Annotated in this window: 11 protein-coding genes; 6 read left to right on the top strand and 5 right to left on the bottom strand. The window is 41.4% G+C overall.

What is annotated here, in order from left to right:
* Window positions 1-19: 19 nt before the first annotated feature.
* The 3 genes from E0H82_RS11400 to E0H82_RS11390 form a co-directional block, all read right to left on the bottom strand.
* On the bottom strand, window positions 20-814 hold the full coding sequence (locus tag E0H82_RS11400) for an enoyl-CoA hydratase/isomerase family protein (protein ID WP_131264885.1): 795 nt from the start codon (window positions 812-814) through the stop codon (window positions 20-22).
* Between the two features lie 10 nt (window positions 815-824).
* The gene (locus E0H82_RS11395) at window positions 825-2477 is read right to left on the bottom strand and encodes a carboxyl transferase domain-containing protein (RefSeq protein WP_131264968.1); all 1653 of its coding nucleotides are present in this window, start codon (window positions 2475-2477) and stop codon (window positions 825-827) included.
* Window positions 2478-2567: 90 nt separating this feature from the next.
* Entirely contained in the window at window positions 2568-3764 is a 1197-nt protein-coding gene (locus tag E0H82_RS11390) for an isovaleryl-CoA dehydrogenase (protein WP_131264883.1), read from the bottom strand.
* Between the two features lie 143 nt (window positions 3765-3907).
* Here E0H82_RS11390 and E0H82_RS11385 point away from each other — a divergent pair, with 143 nt between their 5' ends.
* From E0H82_RS11385 to E0H82_RS11365, 5 genes are all read left to right on the top strand, one after another.
* Window positions 3908-4537: a TetR/AcrR family transcriptional regulator gene (locus tag E0H82_RS11385; RefSeq protein WP_131264881.1), complete on the top strand. Its 630-nt coding sequence runs from the start codon at window positions 3908-3910 to the stop codon at window positions 4535-4537.
* A 103-nt stretch (window positions 4538-4640) separates the two neighbouring features.
* Window positions 4641-6332, top strand: coding sequence for an AMP-binding protein (locus tag E0H82_RS11380; protein WP_131264880.1), 1692 nt, complete (start codon window positions 4641-4643; stop codon window positions 6330-6332).
* Between the two features lie 97 nt (window positions 6333-6429).
* Window positions 6430-7422, top strand: a complete 993-nt coding sequence (bioB, locus tag E0H82_RS11375; protein ID WP_131264878.1) for a biotin synthase BioB — start codon at window positions 6430-6432, stop codon at window positions 7420-7422.
* Between the two features lie 83 nt (window positions 7423-7505).
* A complete protein-coding gene (locus E0H82_RS11370) occupies window positions 7506-8183 on the top strand; it encodes a class I SAM-dependent methyltransferase (protein ID WP_131264876.1) in 678 nt (225 codons plus the stop codon).
* A 57-nt stretch (window positions 8184-8240) separates the two neighbouring features.
* Entirely contained in the window at window positions 8241-9038 is a 798-nt protein-coding gene (locus tag E0H82_RS11365) for a thioesterase family protein (protein WP_131264874.1), read from the top strand.
* Window positions 9039-9053: 15 nt separating this feature from the next.
* Here E0H82_RS11365 and E0H82_RS11360 read toward each other — a convergent pair whose 3' ends face one another.
* Both E0H82_RS11360 and E0H82_RS11355 read right to left on the bottom strand, forming a co-directional pair.
* Entirely contained in the window at window positions 9054-10043 is a 990-nt protein-coding gene (locus E0H82_RS11360; RefSeq protein ID WP_131264872.1) for an ABC transporter substrate-binding protein, read from the bottom strand.
* A gap of 3 nt (window positions 10044-10046) precedes the next feature.
* Window positions 10047-10634 (bottom strand): ANTAR domain-containing response regulator, encoded by a 588-nt coding sequence (locus E0H82_RS11355; protein WP_131264870.1) that lies wholly within the window; start codon window positions 10632-10634, stop codon window positions 10047-10049.
* 473 nt (window positions 10635-11107) lie between these two features.
* Here E0H82_RS11355 and E0H82_RS11350 point away from each other — a divergent pair, with 473 nt between their 5' ends.
* Entirely contained in the window at window positions 11108-12448 is a 1341-nt protein-coding gene (locus E0H82_RS11350) for an MFS transporter (RefSeq protein ID WP_131264866.1), read from the top strand.
* Window positions 12449-12474: the final 26 nt, after the last annotated feature.

The raw sequence follows: 12474 nt of genomic DNA, 5'->3' as shown, positions 1-12474 counted from the left end.
TGTTCTGTCCTTATTATCGTTATGCCGTTGCCTTAATCCAAGCTGGGCTATGTTTGTTTAAAAAAGCATTCAGTCCATTTTTTGCTTCTTCGCCTTGACGCACATGGGCAATATGTTGCGCGGTTTTAAGCAATAGGCTTTCATCGACACTTTGTTGATTCACCATATGAATCAGTTGCTTCGATGCAGCTTGTGCTTCAGGTCCACCTAATAATAAGGCTTGTATCATGTCATCAATTTTGGCATCAAGTAATTCAGGTGTGGTCACTTCATGGACTAAACCAATTTGTAGCGCTTGCTCAGCCGTAATACGTTCAGCCGTAAGAAAGTAACGTGAAGCCTGACGTGCGCCAATTGCACGAATTACATACGGACTAATGGTTGAGGGTGCCAATCCCAAACGAACTTCTGACGTTGCAAATTTTGCATCTGTACTGGCTACACAAATATCACAAGCCGAAGCAAGTCCCATACCTCCACCAAAGGCGATGCCTTGTACACGCGCAATGGTTGGTTGCTTTAAAGTTGCTAAGCTTTGCAGCATTTTCGCAAGTTTTAACGCATCTGCTTCATTGTCTGCTTGAGAGGCTTGTCCTGCTTGTTTCATCCAGTTTAAGTCAGCACCAGCAGAAAAGCTTTTACCACGACCCGCCAAAACCACCACGCGAATATCATTACGTTCATTCAACTGTTGAAAGCAGTGATGTAGTTCCTCAATCACTGTCGTGTTGAACGCATTATGAAGTTCAGCGCGATTGATCCAAACCGTTGCTACTTGCTGTTGCTGTTCGAGTTGTAAAAATTGATAGTCCATTTTTCACCCCTTACATGCGGAACACGCCGAACTTGGTTGGTTGAATTGGCGCCGTCAGTGCCGCAGCCAAACTTAAACCTAACACTTGACGAGACTGAGCAGGGTCAATTACGCCGTCATCCCACAAACGTGCAGAAGAGTAATATGGATGACCTTGACGTTCGTATTGATCACGAATGGGTTGTTTGAATTCATCTTCTGCATCGGCAGACCAAGATTCACCTTTTTGTTCAATTTGGTCACGTTTGATGGTCGAGAGTACACTCGCTGCTTGTTCGCCCCCCATCACCGAAATACGTGAATTTGGCCAAGTCCATAAAAAACGTGGGGAGTAGGCACGACCACACATGCCATAGTTTCCTGCGCCAAATGATCCACCAATAATCAAGGTCAGTTTAGGCACATTGGCGGTGGCGACGGCCATGACCAGTTTGGCACCGTGTTTAGCAATCCCTTCATTTTCGTACTGACGTCCGACCATAAAACCCGTGATGTTTTGTAAGAACAATAATGGAATATTGCGTTGTACACAAAGCTCGATAAAGTGCGCGCCTTTTTGTGCTGACTCAGAGAATAGAATGCCGTTATTGGCAATAATTCCGACAGGCATACCATAAATTTTGGCAAAGCCCGTAATTAAGGTTGTTCCAAAGCGTGCTTTAAATTCGTCTAAACGCGAACCATCGACAATACGGGCAATAATTTCACGCACATCAAAAGGTTTACGGGTATCACTTGGCACAATGCCGTAGAGTTCTTCGGCAGGGAAAAGTGGTTCTTCAATTGCTTCTGCTGTTTTATTCGGCTGAATATTTAAATTCGCTACAATATTTCGCGCAATCTGAAGGGCATGTTCATCATTCTCTGCCAAATGGTCAGCGACACCAGAAAGGCGGGTGTGTACATCACCTCCACCAAGGTCTTCGCTGCTGACCACTTCACCTGTTGCCGCTTTCACTAAGGGTGGACCACCCAAGAAAATCGTACCTTGGTTACGCACAATAATGGTTTCATCCGACATGGCAGGGACGTAAGCACCACCTGCGGTACAACTGCCCATCACGACGGCAATTTGAGCGATACCTAAGCTCGACATACGGGCTTGGTTATAGAAAATACGCCCAAAGTGATCACGATCTGGAAACACTTCATCTTGCATAGGTAAATATGCACCGCCTGAATCCACCAAATAAATGCAAGGCAAGCGGTTTTGTTCTGCAATTTCTTGTGCACGTAAATGCTTTTTCACCGTCAGTGGATAATAAGTTCCGCCTTTTACCGTTGCATCATTGGCAACGATCATGCAGGTGACACCATTCACTTGACCAATCCCAGCCACTACACCTGCAGCAGGAACATCATCAGGATAGACGTTATGTGCCGCCAATTGTCCAATTTCAAGGAAAGCGGTTCCTGCATCAATCAGTTGATCAATTCGATCACGCGCCAACAATTTGCCACGAGCAATATGTTTTTGGCGCGCGCTTTCACCACCACCTAAGGCAATTTTCTGGCTGATCTGTTTTAAATCTTGCACAAGATTCAACATCGTTGCCTGATTGTTTTTAAATTCTTCACTGCGGCTGTTCATTTTACTTTGCAGTTGGTTTAAATCTGAGCCTTGGTTTGCAAAAGTGATGTTTTGATTGCTCTGTTTTGGCATTTTCACCAGATTCAACTCTTCATGACCGCTTTGCATTTGGGTTTGTAATTGATTCATATAAACTTCCTTGTATAAAGTGAGCCAGAAGCATTAAGCCGTTTCGTTAAATAATTCACGACCGATTAACATGCGGCGGATTTCAGAAGTTCCTGCACCAATTTCATAAAGTTTTGCATCACGCCACAAACGACCTGCTGCAAATTCGTTGATATAGCCATTGCCACCCAATGCTTGAATGGTTTCACCTGCCATCCACGTGGCTTTTTCAGCAGCATAAAGAATGGCACTGGCAGCATCTTTTCTTAAGCTACGGCTATGTTCAGCTTTGTCGCATTCAGCACCCACTGCATACACAAGCGCTTTACAAGCTAACCAAGTTGAATACATATCAGCAATTTTGCCTTGCATGAGCTGGAATTCACCAAGCGCCTGCCCAAACTGTTTACGATCATGAATATAAGGAATCACGGTATCCATGCAAGCATCCATAATGCCAAGCGGACCAGCACTCAGTACCGCACGTTCATAGTCCAGACCACTCATCAGGACTTTTACGCCATTCCCCACACCACCTAACACGTTTTCTTTGGGTACTTTTACATTGTCAAAAAATAGTGGATAAGTATTTGAACCACGCATCCCTAATTTATCTAAATGGTTACCATAGCTAAAACCAGGCATGTCTTTTTCAACCAAGAATGCCGTCATGCCTTTAGCACCTGCTTGTAAATCGGTTTTGGCATAAACCACCAAGACATCGGCATCACCGCCATTGGTAATCCACATCTTTGAGCCATTTAATAGGTAATGATCGCCTTGTTCTTCTGCTTTTAATTTCATGCTGACCACATCAGAACCTGCATTCGGTTCAGACATTGCCAATGCACCGACAAATTCACCAGAAATAAGTTTAGGCAAATAACGTTGTTTTTGTTCTTCGTTACCATTTCGCTTAATTTGGTTCACACATAGGTTAGAATGTGCTCCGTAAGACAATCCTATAGCGGCAGATGCGCGTGAGATTTCTTGCATAACAATAATATGCGCTAAATAACCGAGGTTGGAACCACCATACTCTTCGCTTACTGTTAAACCATGTAAGCCCATGTCACCCATTTTCTTCCAAAGGTGTGCAGGGAATACATTGTCACGATCCACTTGTTGAGCAATTGGTGCAATTTCTTTTGCACAAAATGCAGCAACCGAATCACGCAGTGCGATTAATGTTTCATCTAAACCGAAACTTAAGGTTTGTAGATTAAGTTGTAATGGAACGTGTGCGTTCATGCTGTTCATCCTGAGGTTATATTTGTTGTCCAATAAGCATTGTTGTTGTGCTTGTAGTTTTACAATACATCTATTTTTTAAAAAAGTGAACTAAAATTCACAAAATGATTTACAATTCATTTTATCTGGATGAGAATAAGATTATGAGCTATAAAAGATCGACATTGATGCAAGAGCGAATGGAACAAAATCGACAGTCGATTTTGCAATCTGCGCGAGAACTTATTGCTCAAGGGGGATTTAAAGATGCCCAAATTCAAGCGATTGCGGAACGTGCAGGCGTTTCTAGTGGCTTGGTTTACCGCTATTTTGATAATAAAAGTGAAGTCTTAATTGAAGTGTTGTCTGAAGCGATTCAGCATGAGGTTCATATTTTGAATACGATTGCGAGCAGTGAAGAACTTACAGCACAACAAAAATTACATAAGGCAGTCACGACCTTTGTTAAGCGGGCACTGAATAGTCCTCAACTGTCGTATTCACTTATGTTTGAACCTGTAGATCCAATTATTGAACATGAGCGTTTTCGCAGTAAACAATTGATTAAGCAAAGCATTAACGAGATTCTTGCCGAAGGGAAAGTCAATGGTGAGTTTGGTTTTGAAGATTTAAATACGGTGGCGTTATGCATTGTCGGAAGTATGACTTTTGTCGTGATTGAACCTTTAAATCCATCTCGTAATGTGATGTTTGATCAAAACTACAAAGATTACTTTGTGAAACAGGTTGCAGACTTTTGTGTACAAGCTGTGCAATTACAGGAACGTAATTAGATAGTCTTATATGCAAAGGAGGGAAATCCGTACAAAGTAATCTCTGTGATCAAAATAAAACAGTAAGAATCAGAATTACAAAGAATCAAGGAGAGTGATTCAAATGACACAGGTACGGTTAAGCTATGCGTATGGAACCAGCAGTCAACCTTTACTGGGCATGACCATTGGTGAAAAATTTGATCAGGCATGCGTGCAATATGCAGATCAGGATGCTGTGGTCAGTGTGCATCAGAATGTACGGTTAAGCTATAAAGAGCTACAAGCACAGGTGAATGCTTTTGCTTGTAGCTTACTCAAACTGGGATTCAAAAAAGGCGATCGTCTTGCCATTTGGTCACCCAATTGTGTGGAATGGACCATCACTCAATTCGCTGCATTTAAAGCGGGTATTATTCTCGTTAACCTAAACACTGCGTATAAAAGTAACGAGCTAGAATACGTACTGAATAAGGTGTCGTGTAAAGGTTTAGTCATTGCATCGCAATTTAAAACCACCAATTATCAAGAGCTTTTATTAAAAATTGCACCTGAAATTCAAGAGGCTGAAAATAAATTATTAAGTTCACTACGCTTACCTCATTTAAAACACGTGATTAAAATTGATGATGCCGTGCATACAGGTATTCATCGTTTTCAAGATCTTTTGGGGCAACCTACAGCAAAACAACTTGATCATTTAGAAGGGGTTGCAAGTGAGTTGCAGTTTGATGAAACCATTAATATTCAGTTTACTTCTGGGACGACGGGCAACCCGAAAGGCACCATGCTTACGCACAATAACATTTTAAATAATGGTTATTTTGTCGGTGAAGCGATTCATTTAACTCCGCAAGATCGCGTGTGTATTTCAGTCCCTTTGTTTCATTGTTTTGGCATGGTGATGGGGAATTTAGCCTGTATTACACATGGCTCAACCATGGTCTACCCATCGGCTGTGTTTAATCCTTTAGATAGTTTAAAAGCCATTCAGCAAGAAAAATGTACAGCAGCTTATGGTGTGCCCACCATGTTCATTGCCACTTTAGAGCATGAACAATTCAATGACTTTGATTTGAGTAGCTTACGTACAGGCATTATGGCAGGTAGCCCGTGTCCGCGCGAAATCATGCAACGTGTCATGGAGCGAATGCACATGACGGAAATTACCATTTGTTATGGCATGACCGAAACAGCACCTGTGAGTGCACAAAGCTCGACCAGTGATACGGTTGAACAACGTGTCGGTACAGTAGGTCGTGTACATCCGCATTTAGAAATCAAAATTGTGGATGAAGCAGGCAAAGTCGTGCCGCGCGGCAAACTCGGGGAACTCTGTGTTCGTGGTTATTCAGTGATGTTGGGCTATTGGGAAGATGGTGAAAAAACCCAAGAAGTGATTGATAACGCACGCTGGATGCACACAGGTGATATTGCTGAAATGGATGATGATGGCTTTGTAAAAATTAAAGGTCGCATCAAAGATGTGGTGATTCGCGGTGGTGAAAATCTGTTCCCGAAAGAAATTGAAGATTTCTTATATACCCATCCAGATGTCAGCGATGTACAGGTGATTGGTCTGCCAGATGCACGTTATGGTGAAGAACTATGTGCTTGCATCATTTTGCATGAGCACCATGAAACCACAGAAGAAAGTATTCGACGTTACTGTGCTGAACATATTTCACATAATAAAGTGCCACGTTATGTGCGTTTCTTTACCGAGTTTCCAATGACCGCTTCAGGTAAAGCACAAAAATTTCGACTTCAAGAATTCATGCGTAAAGAGCTGAATTTACTGGAAGATATTGCATAACGTAATCATCTGACTCGGAGTTTCCCTTTACTCTGCTTTAGGGTAAAGGGAGAAAACGAAAAAGTCTGAATAAATCAAATAGAATAAGGAAATCATGATGCAACTTCGTCACGATTGGACTCGCACAGAAATACAAAATCTATATCAGCAACCCTTTTTAGATTTGGTTTTTCAGGCACAACAAGTACATCGACAAAATTTTAATGCGAACCAGATTCAAGTCAGCACTTTGCTTTCTATTAAAACAGGAAAATGTCCTGAAGATTGCAAATATTGTTCGCAATCTGCACGTTATGATTCAAAACTAGAAGCAGAAAAGCGTATTGCTGTAGACAAGGTCATTAGCGAAGCCAAAGAAGCATTAGCGTCTGGTTCTTCTCGCTTCTGTATGGGGGCTGCATGGCGTAACCCGCATGAGCGCGATATGCCTTATGTACTAGAAATGGTTCGTGAAGTAAAAGCTTTAGGTTTAGAAACGTGCATGACTTTAGGCATGTTAAATCAGTCTCAGGCTGAACGCTTAAAACAAGCAGGTTTAGACTATTACAACCATAATTTAGATACCTCACGGGAACACTATCCCAATATCATCAGTACCCGTACTTTCGATGATCGTTTAAATACGCTTGAATATGTACGTGGTGCAGGCATGAAAGTCTGTAGCGGCGGTATTGTGGGTTTGGGTGAAGACACTGCCGATCGTATTGGTCTATTACTTGAACTTGCGACTTTACCTATTCACCCAGAATCCGTGCCAATTAACATGCTTGTTCCAATTGAAGGCACGCCATTGGCAGATGTTGAAAAACTTGATGTCACTGAATGGATTCGTACCATTGCTGTTGCACGTATTATTATGCCAAAAAGCTATATTCGTCTTTCTGCGGGTCGGGAGTCTTTAACTAACAGTGATCAGGCCTTGGCATTCATGGCAGGTGCAAATTCCATTTTCTCGGGTGAAAAACTGCTGACGACGCCTAATGTCGCACAGGGCAAAGATCAACAATTATTTCAAAAATTAGGTTTAACGGTTGAGAGACCAAAACCATCCATTGCGGAACTGACTTTGGATGCAATGTCGGTAGCTTAAGCAAAATCTGAAAGCAGCACGCAATGATGAAAAAGCATTTAGCACATTCATATCATCTACATAACAATTAAATAGAGTGCAACATGGCGAAAGACTTTAATAACCAACAAGTGGTGGATGGATACGATGAACATATCCGCAAGCTTATTCCAGGCTATGAGTTAACGCATCAGCAAGTCGATGCCATTTTAACTCATCATTATGCCGAACAAGAACATGTAGATATTTTGGTGGTGGGCTGTGGAACAGGATATGAAATTCAATATTTGGCGCAAAAGCATCCAACTTGGAACTTTACTGCGCTAGATCCATCGCATGTCATGTTATGTAAGGCAAAGCAACATCTAGAAAAGCAAGGTGTTTTAAGCCGTATTCGCTTTATTCATGGCGATACAAAATCTATCGGCACAACTCATACTTTTGACGCAGTATTATCCATTCTGGTGGCTCATTTTATTCCATTGGAATCAAAGCAAAACTTCTTTAAAGACATCTTTACTCAACTAAAGCCCAATGGGATGCTGCTGACTTATGACTTAATGAAAGAAACAGAAGCCCATGAAATTTTTGTACTGAAGCAACTTTGTGAAAATAATGGCTTAACAGAAGGTCAGAGTGAAAAAATGGTTGAACGTTTACAGCAAGATTTTTTCTTGGTCTCGCCAAGAATGGGGCAGCAGCTCTTATCCAATGTTGGCTTTAAAAAGGTTAAAACCTACAGCCAAATTCTAAATTATTACGGATTTTGTGCAGTGAAATAATGCTCATTGAAACAACAAACTTAATTTAGGAATACACAAAAGAATAAGGATATGAATATGCCTGCTTATTATCGTTTAATACAACGCGAACAACATGTGGATGGAAGTGTAACTGCACATTATCAATCAAATATTCATGCACAAGGCGCTTGGAATCCGCATGAGCAACATATGGCACCTGCAACAGGCGTAATTTGTGCAGAATTGGAACAATTTTTACCTCGAGATGACATGCGAATAGGGCGTATTAGTCTCGATATTTTTGGTCTAATTGGATTTGGCGATTTTAGTATTACCACACGTTTGATTCGAGGTGGAAAAACCATTGAGCTGATTGAAAGCGAAATGCAAGCCAATGGTAAAACCTGTATTGTGGCCCGTGCATGGAAAATGCTCACCCAAGACACGCATAGTATTGCGGGACTTGAAGATCAAAAAGTTCTACATCCAGAGCAATTACCTGTTTGGGATGGCATGAAGTGCTGGCCAGGCGGTTATATTCAGAGTATTGAAACCCGTGCTGAAGCGTCCCGCAGAGCAGGAAAAGGACTCGTTTGGCTCACCAACCCATGTAATATGGTGGAAGGTAAAACCACATCAGATTTTGTCAAACTCATGGGTATGGTGGATACTGCAAATGGTGTTGTGCCACGCCAAGACCCTCAAGCGGGCTGGGCATTTCCAAATTTAGATTTGCAAATTCATTTGTATCGTATTCCTCAGGGACAATGGTTAGGTTTAGACGTCGAACAGCAATATGGTACAGATGGCATTGGTTTGACCAGTGCAGTCCTGCATGATGTACATGGCCCCTTTGGTCGCAGCGAACAAATCTTAACCTTGCGAAAACTTTAATCTAAGCCATAAAAGCTAAAGTTGAATGATACATTGCTGACTTAAATTTTTAAGCTCAGCATGATTCACTTGAACATTGCTCCATTTCGCCATTTGCTGAATCAGCCATTCAAAATCTTCAACTTTAGGGGTGGCTGTATCTTCTATGAAATTTCGAATAATATTTTGAATTTTATAAAATTCTTGAACGTGGATACGATCGGAACATTCAAATTGTAAAACCTCATATTCGGTTAATAATGCCCAAATTTGGCTAAAATCCTGCATGGTTTTGATTTCACGCTGGGCTTTTTGAATGGCTTGAGTAATCGCTTTTAAGGTATTCGGATGGGCTGTCGCCCATTCTTTGGTCACAGCTAACACTTTATCGGCAACTTCAGGAATAATATTCTGGCTAGAAGCCACAATTTGACTCAATCCTAAGACTTCACCTTGCGTATTCCAAGGTTCCCCGACACAAAACCCATCAATCACCTGATTATTTAAGGCTTCTACCATATAAGGTGGCGGTAAAATTCTGAGTTTAATGCTTTGGGCTAATTCTGCATCTGCCAGTGCGAGCCATTCACGAATACAAAAATGATGAATGGAATTGGCAAATACATGTGCCAATTGAATATTTTGCCCGTGTTGAATCGCGGTCACAACTTTAGCTGCGACTTCCTTTGCGGTGTCATTATGGGTAATGCCCAGATCAAAACATAATTTTTGACTTAAACTGATATAAGCGCGATTTACACTTAAAACCAAAGGGGTTTGAAATGGAATGCCAATATGATCTGTACCGATTGAGGCTGCAGGTAAAATACCTGATAAACAGTGTGCTGCATCTAATAATCCAAAAGCCAAACGGTCTCGCAAACTGGCCCAAGAGGCTTCTTTAACCAGTGTGACATTTAATCCAAGTTCATCAAAATAACCACGATGTTTTGCCCAAAGTATGGAAATACAATCGAGCAATGGAATATAGCCAAGTTGAATATGTGTTTTTTCTAATGTAGCCATAGCTTAATCCTTCAACTTGGTTTGTAGTAATTCTTGCGCATCGAGTAGGCGACGCGCCATTTCTCCCATGGTAATCCGATGGCTCATGGCATTTTTACGGAGTAACTGAAATGCTTGATCTTCAGTGAGTTGATGCAGTTGCATCAAAAGAACTTTGGCTTTTTCGACATCTTTCCGATCGGCGAGTTTACTTTTGGTCTCTTTCAAATCTGCCAGTAATTTCTTATGTTTTTTGAACTGCTCAATCGAGATCTCTAAAATACTGTCCAATTTTGCAGGATCAATACCATCGACAATATAAGCGGTAATTCCAGCATCAATGGCACTCTTAATCATCTCTTTTTGGCTATTTTGGGTAAATAGCACAGTCGGTAAATCAAACTGACTCACACAACTTTCAATAATGTCACGATGTGGATGATCCATATCCAGCAAAATGACATCGGCCTGCAAATGTTCTAATTTGAACATATTTAAATGATCGATGGTTAAGCAGGCCACCACATCAAAATCGTGCTGAAGCAGTGAATCTTTTATATAGTTGGCACGATCTTGATCATCATCAATCAGGGCAATTTTAAGCTTTGGCATATTTGAGCGATCGCTATTGGGCTGCTAATCAGGGCAGAACTGATGTTTATTTTGTAGCATTAGTAAGCAATAAACATGCCGATGTGCCATTTTGGTGATTAAACATACAAAATAATACAAATAAGCAAATTCTAAAATTCATCTGTGCACCATTACAAAGCAAAATGTGCAATTTCGTGGCAAAAACTCACATGATGGGGTGTTTCGATAGTAATCATTCAATCTTTGAGATTGAGCATAATTTCAGCACTAATATAAAAAACAATCGTTATTTATAAAATTATCTAACTAAAACAGTATCTTAATTGAATAACACCAATATTGGCATAGCAATTGCATTATTCATCTTGAGTCAAAGACGACTCTTAAAAAATTTGTAAGACGGCCAACGATGTCCGTTCTGATCGACCTGTAAAGCAGATCACTCTGCCGAGCAGGAATTTATATACGTTCAGTTCAGGAAGGAGAGGGTTATGTCTTCAAATTTATATGAGAAAAAAGCCACAACAATAAGTCTTTTTAATTTTAAGACTTCAGCGATGCGGGCCTTCCACATGAGTTGGCTCGCTTTTTTTGTCTGCTTCTTTGCATGGTTTGCCTGTGCACCGCTCATGCCTGTCATTGCAGGCGAATTTCATCTAACTAAAGATCAAATTGCGAATATTAATATTGCAGCCGTTGCGATTACGATTTTGGTTCGCTTGATTGTTGGTCCACTCTGTGACAAATACGGTCCACGCAAAACTTATACTACTTTACTTATTCTTGGCAGCATTCCTGTATTTGGTGTTGCATCGGCCAACAGTTATGAATCTTTTCTATTCTTTAGATTGCTCATCGGTGCAATTGGCGCAAGTTTCGTCATCACTCAATACCATACTAGCATTATGTTTGCCCCGAATGTTGTCGGGACTGCAAATGCTACTACTGCGGGTTGGGGAAATGCGGGGGGCGGTGCCACTCAAGCTTTAATGCCACTGCTACTTTCAGCTTTAGTGATGTTCGGTGTCGAACAAGCTATGGGGTGGAGAATTGCCTTACTTGTTCCTGGTGTCATGATGTTGATTGTGGGCGGGCTGTACTGGAAATACACACAAGATTGTCCGCAAGGCAACTTTAAGGAATTACGTGCTCAAGGCATTCAAGTTGGTAGCGAGAAAAAAGGTGGCCTAAACATCTTAATGCATGCAGCCCGTAACTATCGTGTCTGGATTCTATTTGGCTCTTATGCCGCATGTTTTGGTATCGAAATTTTCATTCATAACATTGTCGCTATGTACTACGTGGAAAACTTTGGCTTTGGACTAAAAGAAGCAGGTTTGGCTGCGGGTATTTTTGGACTTTTGGCACTGTTTGCCCGTGCTCTGGGTGGCATTATTTCGGACAAGGTTGCAACTAAAAAAGGCTTGGATGGGCGCACTAAAGTCTTGTTCGGCATGATCCTGATGGAAGGTTTGTTCCTGATTGTATTCTCACAAATGAACACTGCGGTATTGGCCATTTTAACCATGACGGTGTTTGCTTTGTTTACTCACATGGCTTGCGGTGCGACCTATGCACTGGTGCCATTTATTGATCGTGATGCCTTAGGCGGAGTTGCAGGTATTATCGGTGCGGGGGGCAACGTGGGTGCGGTTGCAGCAGGTTTCCTACTTAAAGGTGTCTTAGATATTCAAACTTGCCTCATGGTTCTGGGTGGATTGGTGGTGATTGCAGCAAGTTTTGTGCTCATGATTCGCTTTTCGGTCGAACATAAAGAGAAAGAACAACGTTTATTTGAGCAAGCCGTGCTTGATCGTAACAACATGGCATAAGTAAAAAAAATTTAAGGAGAAAGAAT

Origin of the sequence: Acinetobacter sp. ANC 4910, from assembly GCF_004331035.1 — a bacterium.
Classification (GTDB): domain Bacteria; phylum Pseudomonadota; class Gammaproteobacteria; order Pseudomonadales; family Moraxellaceae; genus Acinetobacter.
This window is presented reverse-complemented; position numbering and strand designations above follow the sequence as displayed.

Coding starts and splice junctions, on each gene's coding strand:
- E0H82_RS11400 (WP_131264885.1), bottom strand. CDS start 814: ATGGACTATCAATTTTTACAACTCGAACAGCAACAGCAAGTAGCAACG.
- E0H82_RS11395 (WP_131264968.1), bottom strand. CDS start 2,477: ATGCCAAAACAGAGCAATCAAAACATCACTTTTGCAAACCAAGGCTCA.
- E0H82_RS11390 (WP_131264883.1), bottom strand. CDS start 3,764: ATGAACGCACACGTTCCATTACAACTTAATCTACAAACCTTAAGTTTC.
- E0H82_RS11385 (WP_131264881.1), top strand. CDS start 3,908: ATGAGCTATAAAAGATCGACATTGATGCAAGAGCGAATGGAACAAAAT.
- E0H82_RS11380 (WP_131264880.1), top strand. CDS start 4,641: ATGACACAGGTACGGTTAAGCTATGCGTATGGAACCAGCAGTCAACCT.
- bioB (WP_131264878.1), top strand. CDS start 6,430: ATGCAACTTCGTCACGATTGGACTCGCACAGAAATACAAAATCTATAT.
- E0H82_RS11370 (WP_131264876.1), top strand. CDS start 7,506: ATGGCGAAAGACTTTAATAACCAACAAGTGGTGGATGGATACGATGAA.
- E0H82_RS11365 (WP_131264874.1), top strand. CDS start 8,241: ATGCCTGCTTATTATCGTTTAATACAACGCGAACAACATGTGGATGGA.
- E0H82_RS11360 (WP_131264872.1), bottom strand. CDS start 10,043: ATGGCTACATTAGAAAAAACACATATTCAACTTGGCTATATTCCATTG.
- E0H82_RS11355 (WP_131264870.1), bottom strand. CDS start 10,634: ATGCCAAAGCTTAAAATTGCCCTGATTGATGATGATCAAGATCGTGCC.
- E0H82_RS11350 (WP_131264866.1), top strand. CDS start 11,108: ATGTCTTCAAATTTATATGAGAAAAAAGCCACAACAATAAGTCTTTTT.